Raw genomic sequence first — 17,837 nt, forward strand, 5'->3', positions numbered from 1 at the left:
GCACGCCGAACCCGCCCGAACCGCCGAACACCGCCCCCGCCGGAACGCCGGAGCACGCGGCCCCGGCGTTCCGGCGGGCTCACCGCGCTGGTGTCACTTCAGGCCGGAGCCGATGCCGGTCAGCGACCGGACCTCCATCTCGGCCTGCTTGGCCGGGTCGGCCTTCTCCTTGCTCAGGATCGTGCCCAGGTAGCCGCACAGGAACGAGAACGGGATCGACACCAGGCCCGGGTTGCTCAGCGGGAACCAGGCGAAGTCGACGTCGGGGAAGATCGAGGACTTCGCGCCGGACACGGCGGGGGAGAAGGCGAGCAGGAAGATGCACGACCCGAGCCCGCCGTACACCGCCCACAGCGTCCCCGGCGTGTTGAACCGCTTCCAGAACATCGAGTAGATGATCGTCGACAGGTTCGCCGACGCCGCCAGCGCGAACGCCAGCGCCACCAGGAACGCCACGTTCTGCCCGTTGGCCGCGATGCCGCCGACGATCGCCAGCAGACCGACGACCACGGCGGTCAGCCGGGCGACCCGGACCTCCGACCGCGGGTCGGCCTGACCGCGCTTGATCACGTTCGCGTACACGTCGTGCGCGAACGACGCCGACGCCGTCAACGTCAGACCGGCCACGACCGCCAGGATCGTCGCGAACGCCACCGCGCTCACCACGCCGAGCAGCACCGCGCCGCCGACCTCGTAGGCCAGCAGCGGCGCGGCCGAGTTCTCGCCGCCCGGCGCCGCCGAGATCTCCTTCGAGCCGACCAGCGCCAGCGCGCCGAAACCGATGACCAGCGTGCACAGGTAGAAGGTGGCCATCATCCACGTCGCCCACACCACCGAGCGGCGCGCCTCACGGGCGTTCGGCACCGTGTAGAACCGCATCAGCACGTGCGGCAGCGACGCGGTGCCGAGCACCAGGGCCAGCGCCAGCGAGATGAAGTCGAGCCGGCTGGTCGGGGTGGCGCCGTACCGCACGCCCGGTTCCAGCACCTCGGGCCCGAGCGGGGTGTTCCGCGACGCCGTCTCCAGGATCGCCGACAGGCTGAAGCCGAACTTGCCCAGCAGGAACACCGTCAGCAGCGTCACGCACATGATCAGGAAGACGGCCTTGATGATCTGCACCCACGTGGTGCCCTTCATCCCGCCCACCAGCACGTACAGCACCATGACGATGCCCACCACGGCGATGATCACCGACTGGCCGACCTTGCTGTGCACGTCCAGCAGCAGCGCCATCAGCGCGCCCGCGCCCGCCATCTGCGCGATCATGTAGAACAGCGAGATCACCAGGGTCACGTTGGCCGCCGCGGCGCGCACCGGGCGTTGCCGCATCCGGAACGCCAGCACGTCGCCGAGGGTGAACCGGCCGGTGTTGCGCAACCGCTCCGCGATGATCATCAGGCCGAGCAGCCAGGACACGACCCAGCCGATGGAGTAGAGGAACCCGTCGTAGCCGTTGACCGCGATGCTGCCGGAGATGCCGAGGAACGACGCGGCGGACAGGAAGTCGCCCGAGAGCGCGATGCCGTTCTGCGGCCCGGTGAAGCTGCTGCCCGCGGCGTAGTAGTCCGACGCGGTGGCGTTGCGGCTGCCCGCCCGGTACACGATGTAGAGGGTGATCAGCACGAAGACGCCGAACACGCCCAGGTTGATCGTGGTGTTGCCGCCCATCAGGCCTGGTCCTCCGCGGTGAGCGCGCGGACCGCGACGACCTGCGGGTCGAGCGTGCGCCGCGCGTAGCGGGCGTAGCCCAGCGTCAGCGCGATGGTGGAGACGAACTGGAGCAGCCCGAACAGCAGGCCGACGTTGATCACGCCCCACACCGGCGTGGCCATGAAGTCGGGCGCGTACGCCGACAGCGCCACATAACCCAGGTACCACAGCAGGAATCCGCACGTCGCCGGGACCACGAAGATCGTTATCCGCCGGCGGAGCTCGCGGAAATCAGCGCTCGCCTGTAGCGCGACGAAGTCCGGGTCGCCCGCTTCGTCGACCAACAGGGAAGACCCGGGGTCGTCGAAAGTGGCGAAGCCGCGCCCGCCGCGGGCGGGTCTGGAATCCGTCGGAGGCAGGATCGCCTTCGTCATCAATCCTCCACGGGGATTTGCCTCGCCGAGCACGCGGATGCGCGGCCGCCGGCGGGCGCTCAGCGTAACCGCGCTGCGCCGCCAGTCAACGACGTGCCGCCAACGGTCGTGTCGCCGCTGCTCAGTCGATGCCGGACCGTTGTCTCGTTTGGCATCCGAGGCGCCCCGGGTCGTCACGCTGCGCCGATCGGATGAGGACCTACCGCAAGGTCGTTGTCCCACGCCTGTCCACCACCTACTATCCGCCCAGCAACATCACGCTCGTCGGTCATCAATGCGTCGACGTCGTTCAACTTCGAAACAACTACGGACTTTCCGGGGCTTGTCTGGTGACTGGCGACAACAACGCGCGCGGGCAGTGGTGGAGCGCCGTCGCGGACTGGCGGAATTGGCGTCTGCCGGTCAAGCTCGCCGCCGTGCTGGCGGTGCCCGTGCTCGTCGCCGTGGGCGCGGGCGTGGTGCAGATCCGCGGGTACGTCAAGAGCGCCGACACCTACTCCTCGATGCAGCGCGTCGTCACGCTGCGTGCCGGCATGGACCCGCTGATCGCGGGCGTGCAGGCGGAACGGGCGCGGTCGGCGCAGCGGACCGAGGGCGCCGGCGTGCCCGAGGCCGAGTTCCGGGAGCTGACGCGGGCCACCGACAACGCCACCGCCGGCGTGCGGAACCTGATGGAGCGCACCACCACCCTCGGCGAGGTCGCCAACGCCCGGTTCCGCGACGTGGTCGTCCAGCTCGACGGCCTGCCGCAGCTGCGCGAACGGGTGGTCTCGGGCAGCGTCGACCTGGAAGGCGGCATCGGCGGCTACACCGTGGTGCTGCGCGCGCTGCTCGACTTCGACCAGGCCATGGTCGGCGACTTCGGCGACCCGGCGCTGTCCGGCACCGCGACCGCGCTGCACAACCTCGCCATGGCCGGTGAGCAGGTGTCCTGGCAGCACGCGACGGTGCAGGCGGGCATCAGCCGCGTCCGGCTGCTCGACTCCGAGGTCACCGCGCTGGAGCAGTCCTACACCCGCCAGCAGGACAAGCTGGCCGACTTCTCCGCCGTGGCCACGCCGCAGCAGCAGGCCGACTACCGCAGCACCGTGGCGGGCCAGGACGTCGACCTGCGCAACAGCCTGTTCCAGCAGATCCGCACCAACTCCACCGCGGTGGAGCTGTTCGTCAAGGCCGACGCCTGGAACCGCGGCTCGGAGGCCACCCTCAGGCAGCTCGGCGTCGTGCTGCGGTCGCTGGAGGGCCAGCTGACCTCCACCGCGAGCCGGTTGCAGGACGCCACCAGCGACCGGGCGGGCGCGGCGTCGGTGATCCTGCTCGCCTCGATGTTCGCCGCCGCCGCGGTCGGCTACGTCGTCGGCAGCTACCTGCTGCGGTCCCTGCGCGCGCTGCGCACCGCCGCCCTGGACGTCGCCGAGCACCGCCTGCCCACCCTGGTGGCGCAGCTGCGGGAGAACGCCGCGCACGACGTGAGCGTCACGCCGGTGCCCGTGCACACCAGGGAGGAGTTCGGCCAGCTGGCGCGCGCGTTCGACGCGGTGCACCGGCAGGCGGTCAGCTCCGCCGCCGAGCAGGCCGACCTGCGCACCGGCATGCGCAACGCGTTCATCAACCTGTCCCGCCGCAGCCAGGGCCTGGTGGAGCGGCAGCTCAAGCTCATGGAGGAGCTGGAGCGGCAGGAGGAGAACCCCGAGCAGCTGGCGAACCTGTTCAAGCTGGACAACCTCGCCACCCGGATGCGCCGCAACAACGAGAACCTGATGGTGCTCTCCGGCAGCGACGTGGCCCGCCGCTTCACCCGCCCGGTGCCGCTGGGCGACGTGCTGCGCGCCGCCGCGTCCGAGATCGAGCAGTACCAGCGGGTCGTCGTGCAGACCACGCCGTCGGTCGAGGTCGTCGGCTACGCCGCGGGCGACCTGGTCCGGCTGGTCGCCGAGCTGCTGGACAACGCCACCGCGTTCTCGCCGCCGCGCACCCAGGTGGTCGTCGGCGGCCGGGCCCGGCCCGGCGGCGGCGTGTTCGTCGACGTGGTCGACGTCGGCGTCGGCATGTCGGAGGAGGACCTGGCGCAGGCCAACCGCCGGATCGCGCTGGCCGCGTCGGAGGACTCCGGCGAGCTGCCCGTGTCGCGCCAGCTCGGCCTGTACGTGGTCGGCAGGCTCGCCGGCCGGCACGGCATCGACGTGTCGCTGCGCGAGCAGGGCGACGGGCTGCGCGCGGTCGTGGCGCTGCCCGCCGAGCTGGTCCGCGCGACCGGCCCGACACCGGCCCGCCCGCCGGCCGCGCAGCCGGCCATCCCGGCGCCGTCACCGTCCACCGGGCCGCAGCCGGCTCTCCGCGCCGCCGGCGCCCAGCCCCGCTCCACCGGGCCGCAGCCCGCGCTGCCCCGCGCCGCCGGCGCCCAGCCGTACCCGACCGGCCCCCAGCCGGTCCTGCCGCGTGCCGCGGGTTCGTCGTCGACCGGGCCCCAGCCGGCCCTGCCGCGCGCCTCCGCGTCGCCGCCCGTCCTCCCGCAGCCGGTCCTGCCGCCCGCCGTGCCGCTGAAGGACGACGGGTGGTCCCCCTTCCGGGGGCGCACCGTCGACGAGCCGCCCGCCGCGCCGCCCGCCACGCCCGCGTCCGCGCCGCGACGGCCGGCCTCGACCTGGTTCGGCGGCGCGCCGGCGCCCTCCGGACCGGCGTCCACCGGACCGGCGCCCTCGGGGCCGGGGGAACCGGCGCGGCACCGGGCCGCGGACACCCACGCGCGCGGGGAGGCGCCCGTGAACGACAAGCCCGAGAACGACATTCCGGCGGAACTGCCCAAGAGGCAGCCGCGGACCAATCTGGTGGCCGAACGGCCGAGTGCGCCCGACGGGGTGGCACCCGTACGGAGGGATCCGCAGGCGACACGCGGTTTCCTCGCCAGCTACCAGACCGGGATCCGGCAAGGTGTGCGGGGTTCCGGTGAGAATCGAGCTGGGCAGGAGAGCGGATGAGCACGCAGAAGTCGCGACAGGTCGACCAGTTCGGGTGGCTGGTGAGCAACTTCGCCGATCGCGTGCCCGGGGTGGCCCACGCCGTGGTGATCTCGGTGGACGGCCTGCTGCTGACCGCGTCCAACGGGCTGCCCGACGACCGGGCCGACCAGTTGGCCGCGATCGCGGCGGGCGTGGCGAGCCTGACCGAGTCGGCGGCGAGGTGCTTCGACGGCGGCGGCGTGTTGCGCTCGGTGATCGAGATGCAGTACGGGATCATGCTGCTGATGTCCATCAGGGACGGCTCGTGCCTCGCGGTGCTGGCCGCACCGGACGCCGATGTCGGCCAGGTCGCCTACGAGATGACCGTGGTCGTGGACCAGGTCGGCCAGCTCCTGACCCCCGAGCTGCGCGCCCAGCTCCACGGCGCGAAGCGGATGATGGCCCGCCCTTCTGCGTGAGGTGGTCATGGACCGGAACGAGGAGACCGGGGCGTCGGACGAGACGTTCGCCGCCCTGCTCAACGGGTTCAGCCTCGACTCCTCCCGCCGTCGCAGGCAGGAGCGGCCGAAGCCCGAGCAGCACCAGGCCGGGAGCGGGGACACCAAACCCCACCGCCCGGTCTTCGACGACGAGGACGAGTTCGAGTACCCGCGCGAGGAGGCGGCGTCGATCGTCCGCGCCTACTCGTGGACCGGCGGGCGGACCACCTCGTCGTTCCAGCTGGAGATCGAGACGCTGGTGTCGGCGGTGGACTGGGACTACCCGGGAGCCATGAAGTCCGAGTACCACGAGGTGATCGCCCTGGTGTCCCGGCCGCGGTCGGTGGCGGAGATCGCCGCCCTCCTGCGCCTGCCGCTGGGCGTGGCGAAGGTGCTGCTCGGCGACATGGCCGAACGCGGCCTGATCGACGTGCACCGCACCGCCACCTCCGACGGCGAGCTGCCGGACCTGGGCCTGATGGAACGCGTCCTGGCGGGTCTCCGCCGCCTCTGACCCGCGAGAGTCCACCCTCCACCCGCCGCGTGTCCTACGTTCAGGACCACCGTGTCCTACGTTCGGAACACCCGAGTTGAACGCTCGGCCCGGCGCGCCGCCTTTGCGTGATGATCAGCACACGACCTATCGTGGCTTCAGTGTCGACCGAAGTGCCGGTCGTCGAGCCGAGGGGGTCGGATGAGCGTCGGACGGGAAACGCGGCTGTCGGCGTGGATCGAGCGGTTCGCCGCGCACTTCGCCGAGGAGGGCATCCCGCTGATCGGGGGCCGCATCCTCGGCTACCTGCTGGTGTGCCAGCCGACGGAGCGGACCGCCGCCGAGCTGTCGCAGGAGCTGGAGGCCAGCAGCGGCTCGATCAGCACGAACCTGAAGTTCCTGGTCAACGCCGGTCTGGTGACGAAGCGGACGCGGCGCGGCCGGCAGGCGGCGCAGTACCGGATCAACGAGAAGCGGTGGGTCGACCTGATCCAGCGCAAGCTGGACGCCATGGTGAGCGTGCGCGAGCTGACCGAGGCCGGGATGCGGCTGATGAGCGGCGACCCGGAACGCGCCGTGCGGCTGCGGACCGTGGACGACCTCTACACGTGGCTGGCGACGGAGCTGCCCGCCGTCTGGGACCGCAGGCCCTCGTCGTCGCGCTGAGGCCGTTCGCGGGTGGAGACCCACAGGGCGGCGGTGGCGACGACGACCGCGCCGGCGCCCAGCACGTGCAGTGAGACCAGCACCTCGGGCACACCGGTCCAGTACTGGACCATGCCCAGCGCGCCCTGCGACAGCACCACGGCCACGAGCGCGTAGTAGGGCCGACGGGGCACGGGGTGGCCGCGCAGCGCGAAGCCCAGCGCGACCAGCATGCCCAGGAACAGGAACAGCAGGTCGGCGTGCAGCTGGGACAGCGTGTCCACCGACACGTCCAGGCGCGGGGTGGCCGCGTCGCCCGCGTGCGGCCCGGCGGCGGTGACGAACGTGCCGGCCAGCAGCAGCAGACCGAGCACGACCGCCTGCACGCCCTGCAGCGCCAGCAGCGGCCGGGGCACGCGCGGCCGGGCGGGCTCGTCGCCCTCGCCCAGCGCCGCGACCAGCAGCACGGCGAACCAGACCAGCGCCATCGACACCAGGAAGTGCACGCTCACCGTCCACCACAGCAGGCCGGTGAGCACGGTGAACCCGCCGATCACGGCCTGCACCACGACGCCGCCGAACTGCACGAGCGCCAGCACCACGACCCGCTTGCGCCGCGGCCGGTTGAACCACGCCGCCAGCACGCACAGGCCCGCGATGACGCCGACGACACCGGTCAGCGTGCGGTTGCCGAACTCGACCCACTGGTGCAGCGACGCCACCTCGGGGTGCTCGACCGGCACGAGGCTGCCTTCGAAGCACTGCGGCCAGGTGGGGCAGCCGAGGCCCGACCCGGTCACCCGCACGATCGACCCGGTGACCGCGATGCCGCCTTGGGCGATCACGACGGCGATGGCGAACGCGCGCTGGAACGTGCTCAGGAAGGTGGTGAACCAGGATGGGACGGACACGACCCGATGGTAGGTACCACTGGCTGAGAACCGCCGCCCGGGGGTGTCACCCGAGCTTCGTGGTCCTCGTCGCCAGCGCGCCCGCGGCCACGCCCCACACCACGAGCACGGCGACGTGGCCGGGTCGCGGCGCGGCCCCGTCGACCACGGCGTCGTGCAGCGCCAGCGCGAGCGCGGCGGACGGCAGCGCGTCCACGACGGTCGCCAGCCACGCCGGCAGGGTGTCCAGGCCGAGCGCGACACCGCCGACGAGCAGCAGCGCGAACCACACGATGTTGGCCAGCGCGAGCACGACCTCCGCCCGCAGCGCCCCGCCGAGCAGCACGCCGAGCGCGCCGAACGACAGCGTGCCGAGCACGATCAGCACGGCCGTCCACAGCAGGCCGGTCGCGGACGGCAGCCGCCAGCCCAGCAGCAGCGCGATCACCGCGATGATCACGACCTGCACGGCGACCACGGCCAACGCCGAGGCGACCCGTCCGGCGACGAGCAGCCAGCGGGGGAGCGCGGTCGCGGCGAGCCGCTTGAGCACGCCGTAACGGCGGTCGAAGCCCAGCGCGATCGCCTGCCCGGTGAACGCGGACGAGATCACGGCCAGCGCGAGGATGCGCGCGGTGGCCGAGCCGACCCGCGGTTCGGGCACCGGGATGACGTCCATCAGGCTCATCGCGACCAGCAGCGCCGCCGGGATGAGCACGGTCAGCAGGATCTGCTCGCCGTTGCGCAGGGTGAGCAGGGTCTCGGTGCGGGCCTGGGCGACCAGCATCCGCCCGAGCTTGCCGCGGCCGGGCGCGGGCGTGAACGTGCCCGGTGCGAAGGTCGGTGGTTCCGTCACGAGCGCAGCTCCCTGCCGGTCAGCTCCAGGAACACGTCCTCCAGGCTGCGCCTGGCCACGGTCAGCTCCTCGGCCAGCACGCCCTGCTGGGCGCACCACGAGGTGACCGTGGAGAGGACCTGCGGGTCGATGGTGCCGTGCACCAGGTAGGTGCCCCGGCTGGCCTCGCGCACCTGCAGACCTTCCGGCAGGGCGTCGCGCAGCAGCGTCAGCTCCAGCCCGGGTCGGGCGCGGAAGCGGAGCTGCCGGTCGTCGGCGTGGTGCTCGGTGAGCTCGGCGGGGCTGCCCTGCGCCACGACGCGGCCGGCGTCGACGATGACGACGTGGTCGGCCAGCGCCTCGGCCTCGTCCATGAGGTGGGTGGTGAGCAGCACGCTCACGCCGTCCGCGCGCAGCGCCGACACCAGCTCCCACACCAGGCGGCGGGCCTGGGGGTCCATGCCGGCGGTGGGCTCGTCGAGGAACACCAGCTCGGGCCGTCCGACCAGGGCGCACGCCAGCGACAGGCGCTGCTGCTGCCCGCCGGACAGCCGCTTGTACGGGGTGCGCACCGAGGACGTCAGCCCGAGCACGTCGAGCAGCCACGCGGGGTCGAGCGGGTTCGCGGCGCACGCGGCGACCAGGCGCAGCATCTCGTCGGCCCGCACGCCGGGATAGCCGCCGCCGCCCTGCGGCATGACGCCGATGCGGGGCCGCAACGCGTCGCCGTCGCGTCCCGGGTCGAGGCCGAGGACGCGGACCTCGCCGCCGTCGGCCGCCCGGAACCCCTCGCACACCTCGACGGTCGTCGTCTTCCCGGCGCCGTTGGGGCCGAGGAGCGCGAGGACCGAGCCGGTGTCGAGGGTGAGGTCGAGTCCGTTCACCGCGACGGTGGAGCCGTAGCGCTTGACCAGCCCCGACACTTCCACGGCAGGGTGCTGGGGGTGCGGGCTCACGACGCGGAAGCCTAGGGCGTGGCCGGCCCCACCCCGGTGGTGGGGTCAGCCCCACCAGGGTTCTCCGGGTGGCTTCAGGGTCGTCTCGGGGGTGTTCCCGATATCTTCGGTCACCATTCCGGGTGAAGATTTTCCTCGTGGTGGAGATCCGGGGGGAAAGTCGGACGGCGGTGTCGCCGCCGGTCGTCGGGGGACTCGTCCTGTCGTTGTTCCCGATTGTTTACCTGCACGTGGCGTCGGTCGGTGAGCTCAGCCCGATCGCCCGCACGATCAGCGATTACATCTTCGTGGACCACGGCAGCGGGTTGCTCGCCGCGACCTCGCTGACCCTGGCGGCGGCGTCGGCGGGCCTGCTCGTCACCCTGATCCGGGCGGGTTTGCCCAGGCGGGGGCCGGTGGCGGTGCTGATGGGGCTGTGGTCGGCGGGACTGGCGGTGGCGACGGTGTTCCCCACCGACCCGATCGGCGCGCCCACGTCGTTCTCCGGCGCGGTGCACCGCTACGCGGGCGCGGTGATGTTCGCGAGCCTGCCGCTGGCCGGGTGGCTGATTTCCCGGACGTTCATCCCCAGTACCACCCTGCGTCGTTTTTCCATTGCTGCCGCAATCACCTCGGTGGCATTCATGCTCAGCCACGTCTCGGTGCTCTTCCCGGGCAGCGGCGCGGTCGTCCTCGGGCTTTTCGAGCGTGTTCTGTTCGCGTTGCTCTACGGCCTGCTGTTCGCGCTGGCCTCCGCCGTCCTGCGCCGCGAGGAGACGCCATGACGTGGCTCGCCGTCCTGCTCGCCGTCGTCGGCGCGGTGTTCTTCGCCTTCGCCGCACGCCTGCAGCACGACGCCGTGCGGGCCGGCGAGGGCACCGCCCTGCGGGTCCTGGAGCTGCTGCGCAGGCCCCGGTGGCTGCTGGGCCTGGTGCTGCTCGTCCTCGGCGCCGGCGTGCACGCGGCGGCCCTGGGGATGGCGCCGTTGAGCGTGGTGCAGCCGGTCGGCGTGGTCGCGATCGGCATCACCGCGGTGCTCGACGGCCGCCGCCGCGAGCTGCCCGCGGTCGCGTGGACCACGTTCGGCGTGGGCGCCTTCGTGCTCCTGGCCGCGGGCAGCGCCACGCCCACCGCGGTCGCGCCGGAAGCCGAGCTGAAGGCCGCGCTGCTGGCGCTCGGCCTGATCGCGGTCCCGGGCCTGGTCGGCGTGCTGTCGACCCGGCCGGCGGTGCGCGCCCTCGGGTTCGGCGCGGCGGGCGGCGTCGCCTACGGCTTCGTGTCGGTGCTCATGCGGTCGGTGTCCCAGGACGTCCAGCAGGGCGGCCTGGTGTGGACGACCGCGTTCTCGGCGGCGGGCATCGTCGCCGCCCTCGTCGTCGGCGGCTGGTTCATCCAGCACGCCTACGCCAGCGGACCGCCGCACCTCGCGGTCGCCTGCCTCACCGTGGTGGACCCCCTCGTGGCCGTCGGCATCGGCGCGGGGCTGCTCGGCGAGGCGACCCGGACCAGCCCGCTGGTCGGCGTGGCCGAACTCGCCTGCGCCGCGGTCGCCGTCGGCGGCGTCGTCGCGCTGGCCCGCACTCGAACCCTTCCCGCAGTTCCCACCAGATCGGAGACGACAGTGACCAACGGACGCGCCATGCGGATCGTGATCGCCGCGGAGACGTTCCCCCCGGACGTCAACGGCGCGGCCCGGTTCGCCCACCGCCTCGCCACCGGCCTCGCCGGCCGCGGCCACGACGTGCACGTGATCTGCGTGTCGGCGGACGGCGCGGCCCGCACCGAGCGCGCCGACGGGATCACCGTGCACCGGGTGCGCTCGCACCGCACGCCGTTCCACCGCACGTTCCGCATCGGGTTGCCGTGGCAGGTCCGCAAGGACGTCGGCGCGCTGCTGGAAGGGCTGCGGCCGGACCTGGTGCACGTCCAGGCGCACTTCGTGGTGGGCCGGTACGCGCTGCGGGAGGCGGCGTCGCGGGGGATCCCGACGGTCGCGACGAACCACTTCATGCCGGAGAACCTGTTCGGGCACGCCCGCGTGCCGGCGTGGTCGCAGGGCGTGGCGTCGCGGTGGGCGTGGCGTGACCTGGGCCGCGTGTTCGGCCTCGCGGACGTGGTGACCGCGCCGACGCCGCGTGCCGTGCAGCTGCTGCACGACAACGGGTTCCCGGCGCGGGCCGTGCCGGTGTCGTGCGGGATCGACATCGACCGCTACCGGTCGCGCCGCCCCGTGCGGCACACCGACGCGCCGACCGTGCTGTTCGTGGGCCGGCTGGACGAGGAGAAGCGGGTCGACGAGCTGCTGCGGGCGTTGGCGCTCGTGCCGCGGCTGCACGCCGAGGTCGTGGGCGACGGGTCGTGCCGGGCGGAGTGGGAGCTGCTGGCGCGTGACCTGGGCATCACCGACCGCGTCCGCTTCCGCGGCTTCGTGAGCGAGTCCGAGCTGCTGGACGCCTACGCCGCGGCCGACGTGTTCTGCATGCCGGGCATCGCGGAGCTGCAGAGCCTGGCGACGATGGAGGCGATGGCGGCGGGCAAGCCGGTGGTGGTCGCGGACGCGATGGCGCTGCCGCACCTGTGCAAACCGGGCCGCAACGGCTGGCTGTTCACGCCGGGCGACGTGCGCGGCCTGGCCGACCGCCTGCACGCCGTCACCGCGGATCCCGCCGTCACCGCCCGGATGGGCGCCGCGTCCGGCGACCTCATCGCCGCCCACGCCATCGACACGACCCTGGAGACCTTCGAGTCCCTCTACGCCCGCGCCCTGGGCCTCCCGGCCGTCGAGCAGACCCCCGCCCTCGCCGCCTGACCCTCGAGAGTCCAACCCCCACCCCTCGAGAGTCCAACGTCCAAGCCGCGAGAGTCCAACGTTCGCGCCGCGAGAGTCCAACGTCCACGACACCTGAATTCAACGCTCAACGCGCGAGCCCACAGTGCGAGCGTTGAATTCACGGGCCCTGAACGTAGGACTCTCGCCGCGTGGACGTAGGACTCTCGCGGGGGTCAGTCGATGTCGGAGCCGGTGGTGGAGCGGTAGGCGGCGCGGTGGGCGACGCGGAGACCACCGGCGTTGAGGCGGGGCTTGCCGTCGGCGTCCAGCTCGGTGAGGAACTTGAACAGCATCCCGTGCCCCTCCAGCCGCCGCAGCAGCACCTCGGCCACGTCCTCCGCCTCGAAGTCCACGATGGACATCTGCTCCACCAGGGACGTGGCGATGGTCCGCCTGGCCCGCAGCGGCACCCACCACGTCGTCACCGACAGCAGCACCAAGCCGAACGCCAACGCCGTGCCCAGCACCGCCTCCCACCCGGTGAACCGCAGCGAGAACACCTGCACCACCGCGGCGACGACCAGCAGCACGGCCCCGTACACGGCGGCCCACCCGGCGGTCGCCGACGCGGGCGGCTCGGCGGCCTCCGTGTCCCACACCCCGTCGACCTGCCGCCACCGGCGCAGCGAACTGCCCAGCACGTACGACGTGACCGCGCCGAACACGATCGCCACCACCGTGCCGACCACCACCAGCGCCGGACTGAGGTCGTACAGCCGGTACCGCACCACGGCCCACACGCCGACCACGATCGCCGCCGCCACGAGCACCCGCACCAGCAGCCGGGGCTTGAGCCGGATCTTGCCCAGCACGGCCAGCGGCGTGCCCACCGGCGCGGGCAGGCTGCCGATGATCAGCAACCCCACGACGACCAGCAGCACACCGCCGACCGCCACCATGCCCGTCACGGCCTGGTCGCCCGCCTCGCCCGCCAACGCGTTCCTGGTCCGGTCGATCGCCACCGTCACCAGCGGGATCACCGGCGACAGCAGCACGAGCCCGTGCAGCAGCGTCCCGGAGCGCAGCGCCGCGTAGCCGAACGCGGCCAGCAGCGTGCCGCCGCCGAACGCCGCCGCCGGACCCACCGCCCACGGCGGCAGCAGGTCGAACAGCGACAGCACCAGCAGCGCCCCGCCCAGCGCGAACCCGAGCAGCCCCAGGAACTGCGCCAACCGGCCGCCCCTGGTCAGCCCGGTGATCGTCCAGTACGGCAGCAGCGCCGCCCCGCGCAACGTCCTGGTCAGCGGTTTCGCCGTGCCCAGCCCGGAGTTGTCGCTGTCGGCCACGGTGATCGCCACCGCCGCGGCCGTCGCCGCCGTCCGGATCACCTGGTCGCTGCTCGCCTCCTGCACCAGCGGCTCACGCCCGATGCCCGCCCGGTCGAACGCGCTCAACCCCCGCACGCCCACCTCGACCCGCTCCGCGTCCGTGCGCACCGGCAGCCGGGCCAGCAGCGCCGCCTGCTCCTCCAGGAACAGCTCGCCGCGCGACCGCCGGTCCGCGCCCTCGTGCCGGTCGGCCAGGATCGCGGCGCGCAGCGCGGGCAGCTCCTCGCAGATGATCCGCACGTGCAGGCCCCACGCGGCCAGCTCCGCCAACGCCGCACAGGTCGGCGGGTGGTCGCCCTCCGGGTTCGCGTAGACCGCCCCCAGCTCGGCTTTCGCCCGCTCGACGCAGGGCGCCAGCTCGTCCGGCACGCCGTCGCCGAACAGCTGCGCCACCAGCTCGTCGACCTTCGCCGCCGCCCGTTCGACGGGGTCGCCGCCCGCGCCGGTCAACCGGTCGACGCGCAGCAGCCGCTTCGGGTCGAACAGCACCTTGCACAGCATGGTCGCGCCGTCGAGCCGCCCCCAGATCCAGTCGTTGACCCGCCAGGACCGCTTGAGGAACCCGGAGAACCGGTGCAGCGACGCGCCACCCGCCTTGTCCTCGGCGGTGACGCTGTACTCGGCGAACGCGTTGCGCGTCTGCAGGCTGATCTGCACCAGCTCCACGGCCTGGTCGAGGCCGCCGCGGCTGTCGTCGGCCAGGCACGTCGTCGCGACCTCCAGCGCCAGCACCCGCGACAGCCACAGCTCGCCAGCCACCAGGCCCGCCCCGGCCTCCGCGTCGGTGCGCGGCTCGGTCAGCAGCCGGTGCCACGACCGCAGCTCGCCGACCCGCAGCTGCTCGTCGTCCAGCTGGTCGAGGATGTCGTGAGCGTCACCGAGGACGCCCGCGATCCGCTCCACCTGCTCGCGCACCCGCTGCCCGACGCCGTCCGGCTCGTCCAGCATCTTCGCGGCGAACCGGACGACCCGCCGTTCCCAGTACGACTGGTCCAGCTCCTCGGTGCCCTCGGTGGTCCAGTGCCCGTCCAGCTCGACCCGGGCGGCGCGCAGCCTCGCCCGCACGTCGAACAGGTTCGTGCGGGCCAGCGCGAGCCGCTGGGCGTCCGGCATCACCCACACCAGGCGCTTCAGCACGTCCATCGCGGCGGACGCGAGCCGTTCGGCCATCGTGATGCCCCACGGCCAGCCGTGCGCCGGCAACGCGGCGGGCTGCGGCCGCGTCGGCACGTACGGCAGCCTGCTGTGGTCGGCGCGGTACTCGCGCTGCGCCGCCTCGGCCGCCGCGCGGACCCGTTCGAACGTCCAGCCGGCGGCGTTCGCGCCCGGCACCTCGAACTGGCGGGTCGTGACGTCACGGGCCGCGTGCCGGATGCGCACGTCCTCGTAGTGGTCGTGCAGCGTCTCGGCCAGCGCGTACACCCTGCCGGTGACCGAGCCGCCGGACGCGAGCCGGTCCAGCAGGGCGTTGCGGCCGCCGCGGCGGGACGCGGCGTTGCGGTTGTGCTCCTCGATGCGGTCGACGTAGGTCCGCCCGCTCTGGCTGGTCAGCGCGCCGAGCAGCTTGCCGCCGGTGGCCATGGTGCTGGGCAGCGCGCCGTCCACCGGGGCCACCGGCTCCACGACCGCCTCGGGGGCGTGCGGGAACACCAGCAGCATCACCCGCCGCACCGGGCCTTCGGCGGGCATCCGGTCGATGGCCTCCAACGCCTCCTTGGTGGGCGTGTTGACCAGGACGCCGCCGTCGACGGCGTAGCGGGACCGGTTGTCGGTGCCGTTGGCCCAGGACGCGACCTCGGCCATGTTGGGCTTGTCGCCGTCGGGGGCGCCGGGCGCGACGGGGATGAACGACGGCTCGAACGCGAACGGGAACGACGCCGACGAGCGCGCGGCCAGCGCCAGTCGGCTGACCAGCGCGGGCAGCTTCTCGGCGGCGAAGTCGTCCCGGCCGCCGGGGTCGCGGCGGAAGGAGAAGCTGCCCTGGTGGGTGGCCTGGACGAGGGTCTGGCCGAGGTCGTCGTGGGTGACCGTGGGGACGCCCGCGAGCAGCGTGGTCGTGATGCGCAGGTCGACCGGCCGGTCCTCCTGCGGGACGAAGTCCGAGGTCAGGCGGTCGAGCGCTTCGCGCAGCCGCGGGAGGAAGAACTCGTCGCCGCGCAGCAGCGAGGCGGGCTGCCCCCGGAACGGCGTGCGCAGCAGCTGCTCCATGCGGCCCTGCTCGGCCCACAGGTCACGCAGCCGTTCCAGCCGGGCGTTGGCGTTGACCTGCGACAACGCCAGCGCGGCACCGTTGATGCCGCCTGCCGACGTGCCCGTGATGACGTCGGCGCGGGCCGTGCTGCCGACCAGGTCCAGCAGGTCGGCGTACGGGCCGTCGCCCCTGGTCAGGCGGTCGAGCTCGAGCACGACCCCGCCCATCCAGACGGCGAGGCTCACACCCCCGTTGAGCACGACGGCGAACCGGATCTGCTCCCTGGGCACGTCCACCAGGCCTCCCCTCCCCGCGGACCTCCGATCCTCCCGCACCCCCTACCTCGCCCACCGCCCCCACCCGGTTACACCCGGCAGCGCGAGAGTCCTACGTCCACGCGTCGAGAGTCCTACGTTCACGAGGGGTGAATTCAACGCTCGACGCGAGCCTCGACCGACGCCGAGTGTGCTGAGCGTTCAACTCGGCTGTTCCGAACGTAGGGCTCACGCCGCGTGGAGGTAGGACTCACGCGCGGTGGGGGTCAGGCGGAGCCGGGGAGCGGGTCGCGCTTGATGAGGGGGATCACCTGTTTGCGGGCGACGAAGAGGCACACGGCGAACGTGATCAGGGCGCCCGCCACGGCCTGCGGCACGATGTACGCCCGCCCGTCGAACGCCGAGCCCGTCGGCGGCAGGATCACCGCGATCACCGCGCTCGCGGTCGTCGCGAACACCCGGAACCGACGTGCCAGCACGGCCGTGGCCAGCGGCAACGCCGCCCACAGCACGTACCACGGTTGCAGCACGGGCCCGAGCACGAGCACCGCGCCCAACCCGGCGCCCAGGCCGTTGACCGCCTTGATCCGACCCCGGAACGCCTTCCACAGCAGCGTCGCCACGATCACCACGGACACGGCCTGGGTCACGATCCGCATCAGCACGATCACCGACTCGGTGTGGTTGCCCAGCCCGAGCGCCAGCCCGAGGCCGCCGCCCATGAACCCCATCGCGGTCGGCGGCGACATCCAGCTCTTCACCGTGCCGGCCACGTTCAGCGTCTCCACCCACCCGAACCCGAGCCCGGTGCCGACGCACGTCCCGACCATCACCACACCCGAGATGACCAGCAGCAACAGCGCCGCCCGCACCAGGTCGGTGAGCCGTCCGCCCCACCGCCGCGCGATCAGCACGCCCAGGAAGCCGAGGGCCAGGGCCGCCGGGATCTTCACCGCCGCCCCGAACGTGATCATGGTCGCGCCGAGGACTATCCACAGCAGCTCTTCACGTGTCATCGGTGTGCCGGGGACCACGGGCATCTTCCGCAGCGCCAACTCCAGCCCCACCAGCATCAGGCCGATCGCCAGGCCTTCGTTGTGCACGCCCACGACCAGGTGGAACAGCACGAGCGGGTTCGCCGCGCCCAGCCACAGCGCGCTCACCGGCGGCACGCCGAACCGCCGGGCCAGCCGGGGCAGCGCCCACACGATCATCGCCAGCCCCAGGAGTCCCAGCAGCCGGTGCAGGAAGATGCCGGGCAGGACGCTGTCGCCGGTCACCATCGAGATGACCCGTCCGGCGGCCAGGAACAGCGGCCCGTACGGCGCGGGCGTCTCGCGCCAGATGTTCGGCACGTTCTTGGTCAGGTCGTGCTCGACGCCCAGCGCCGTGGCCGGGCCGAGCTCGTACGGGTCCTGCCCGTTGGCCGCGATCTGCGACTGCGCCAGGTAGCTGTAGACGTCCCGGCTGAACATGGGCAGCACGAACACCAGCGGCGTGATCCACATGAGCAGGGTGCGGTCGAGCTGGCTGCGCGACATCAGCCGGGGACGGCCCGGCCGGGCGAACCGGCCCAGCCACAGCCAGGCCGACACGATGAGGAAGATGCCGGTCCACGCGACCGCCATCGACGCGCTGGGCATCCGGGGGAACAGGCCGAGCAGCGGCGTGCCCGGCAGCGGGCTGAAGATGGGCGCGGCGCCCGACCCGAGCGACCCGACGGCCAGCAGCAACGCGCCCACCGTGCCCCACCGGCGGATCACGTCGAGCTGTCGCCGTTCGGGCGCGTCGAGGGGTGCTGCCTCGCCGATCTCGCTTCGGTTCGCCATCACCATTCCGCCCGCCGCCACGTCCGAAGGGTAGCGACCGGCTCGATCGCGTGACTCGGGTCA

General features: G+C 72.9%; 13 protein-coding genes. 6 read left to right on the forward strand and 7 right to left on the reverse strand.

Translation table 11 applies throughout. The annotated features are described in order from the left end of the window. Positions 1-93: 93 nt before the first annotated feature. Entirely contained in the window at positions 94-1,668 is a 1,575-nt protein-coding gene (locus EDD40_RS34440; protein WP_123746614.1) for a solute symporter family protein, read from the reverse strand. Then, on the reverse strand, positions 1,668-2,084 hold the full coding sequence (locus EDD40_RS34445) for a DUF485 domain-containing protein (protein WP_123746615.1): 417 nt from the start codon (positions 2,082-2,084) through the stop codon (positions 1,668-1,670). Before EDD40_RS34445 ends, EDD40_RS34440 begins: the two co-directional genes overlap by 1 nt. A 329-nt stretch (positions 2,085-2,413) precedes the next feature. Between EDD40_RS34445 and EDD40_RS34450 the strand changes: the two genes are divergently transcribed. The 4 genes from EDD40_RS34450 (at position 2,414) to EDD40_RS34465 (ending at position 6,682) form a co-directional block, all read left to right on the forward strand. Next, on the forward strand, positions 2,414-5,062 hold the full coding sequence (locus EDD40_RS34450; RefSeq protein ID WP_123746616.1) for a nitrate- and nitrite sensing domain-containing protein: 2,649 nt from the start codon (positions 2,414-2,416) through the stop codon (positions 5,060-5,062). Continuing rightward, entirely contained in the window at positions 5,059-5,502 is a 444-nt protein-coding gene (locus EDD40_RS34455; RefSeq protein ID WP_123746617.1) for a roadblock/LC7 domain-containing protein, read from the forward strand. Before EDD40_RS34450 ends, EDD40_RS34455 begins: the two co-directional genes overlap by 4 nt. A 7-nt stretch (positions 5,503-5,509) precedes the next feature. Continuing rightward, positions 5,510-6,037, forward strand: a complete 528-nt coding sequence (locus tag EDD40_RS34460; protein WP_211348289.1) for a DUF742 domain-containing protein — start codon at positions 5,510-5,512, stop codon at positions 6,035-6,037. 180 nt (positions 6,038-6,217) lie between these two features. Beyond that, the gene (locus tag EDD40_RS34465) at positions 6,218-6,682 is read left to right on the forward strand and encodes a GbsR/MarR family transcriptional regulator (RefSeq protein ID WP_123746618.1); all 465 of its coding nucleotides are present in this window, start codon (positions 6,218-6,220) and stop codon (positions 6,680-6,682) included. On the opposite strand, the gene EDD40_RS34470 is transcribed toward EDD40_RS34465, so the two are convergent. From EDD40_RS34470 to EDD40_RS34480, 3 genes are all read right to left on the reverse strand, one after another. Then, positions 6,619-7,572 carry a COX15/CtaA family protein gene (locus EDD40_RS34470; RefSeq protein WP_123746619.1) on the reverse strand — a complete coding sequence of 318 codons (954 nt, stop codon included), beginning with the start codon at positions 7,570-7,572 and terminating at the stop codon, positions 6,619-6,621. The two genes, EDD40_RS34465 and EDD40_RS34470, sit on opposite strands and share 64 nt — an antisense overlap. A gap of 46 nt (positions 7,573-7,618) precedes the next feature. Next, positions 7,619-8,338, reverse strand: coding sequence for an ABC transporter permease (locus EDD40_RS34475; RefSeq protein WP_123748509.1), 720 nt, complete (start codon positions 8,336-8,338; stop codon positions 7,619-7,621). A gap of 65 nt (positions 8,339-8,403) precedes the next feature. Continuing rightward, on the reverse strand, positions 8,404-9,342 hold the full coding sequence (locus EDD40_RS34480; protein WP_236594370.1) for an ABC transporter ATP-binding protein: 939 nt from the start codon (positions 9,340-9,342) through the stop codon (positions 8,404-8,406). Positions 9,343-9,479: 137 nt separating this feature from the next. Between EDD40_RS34480 and EDD40_RS34485 the strand changes: the two genes are divergently transcribed. Then, a complete protein-coding gene (locus EDD40_RS34485) occupies positions 9,480-10,106 on the forward strand; it encodes a DUF998 domain-containing protein (RefSeq protein WP_123748510.1) in 627 nt (208 codons plus the stop codon). After that, positions 10,103-12,130, forward strand: a complete 2,028-nt coding sequence (locus EDD40_RS34490) for a glycosyltransferase (protein ID WP_123746621.1) — start codon at positions 10,103-10,105, stop codon at positions 12,128-12,130. Before EDD40_RS34485 ends, EDD40_RS34490 begins: the two co-directional genes overlap by 4 nt. A gap of 194 nt (positions 12,131-12,324) precedes the next feature. Here EDD40_RS34490 and EDD40_RS34495 read toward each other — a convergent pair whose 3' ends face one another. Next, positions 12,325-15,966 carry a patatin-like protein gene (locus tag EDD40_RS34495; RefSeq protein ID WP_246038030.1) on the reverse strand — a complete coding sequence of 1,214 codons (3,642 nt, stop codon included), beginning with the start codon at positions 15,964-15,966 and terminating at the stop codon, positions 12,325-12,327. A gap of 245 nt (positions 15,967-16,211) precedes the next feature. After that, positions 16,212-17,774 carry a polyprenol phosphomannose-dependent alpha 1,6 mannosyltransferase MptB gene (gene mptB / locus EDD40_RS34500; protein WP_246038032.1) on the reverse strand — a complete coding sequence of 521 codons (1,563 nt, stop codon included), beginning with the start codon at positions 17,772-17,774 and terminating at the stop codon, positions 16,212-16,214. Positions 17,775-17,837 lie beyond the last annotated feature (63 nt).

Origin of the sequence: Saccharothrix texasensis (genome assembly GCF_003752005.1) — a bacterium.
Lineage (GTDB): Bacteria > Actinomycetota > Actinomycetes > Mycobacteriales > Pseudonocardiaceae > Actinosynnema > Actinosynnema texasense.

Coding starts and splice junctions, on each gene's coding strand:
- EDD40_RS34445 (WP_123746615.1), bottom strand. CDS start 2,084: ATGACGAAGGCGATCCTGCCTCCGACGGATTCCAGACCCGCCCGCGGC.
- EDD40_RS34465 (WP_123746618.1), top strand. CDS start 6,218: ATGAGCGTCGGACGGGAAACGCGGCTGTCGGCGTGGATCGAGCGGTTC.
- EDD40_RS34460 (WP_211348289.1), top strand. CDS start 5,510: ATGGACCGGAACGAGGAGACCGGGGCGTCGGACGAGACGTTCGCCGCC.
- EDD40_RS34455 (WP_123746617.1), top strand. CDS start 5,059: ATGAGCACGCAGAAGTCGCGACAGGTCGACCAGTTCGGGTGGCTGGTG.
- mptB (WP_246038032.1), bottom strand. CDS start 17,774: ATGGCGAACCGAAGCGAGATCGGCGAGGCAGCACCCCTCGACGCGCCC.
- EDD40_RS34490 (WP_123746621.1), top strand. CDS start 10,103: ATGACGTGGCTCGCCGTCCTGCTCGCCGTCGTCGGCGCGGTGTTCTTC.
- EDD40_RS34475 (WP_123748509.1), bottom strand. CDS start 8,338: ATGCTGGTCGCCCAGGCCCGCACCGAGACCCTGCTCACCCTGCGCAAC.
- EDD40_RS34440 (WP_123746614.1), bottom strand. CDS start 1,668: ATGGGCGGCAACACCACGATCAACCTGGGCGTGTTCGGCGTCTTCGTG.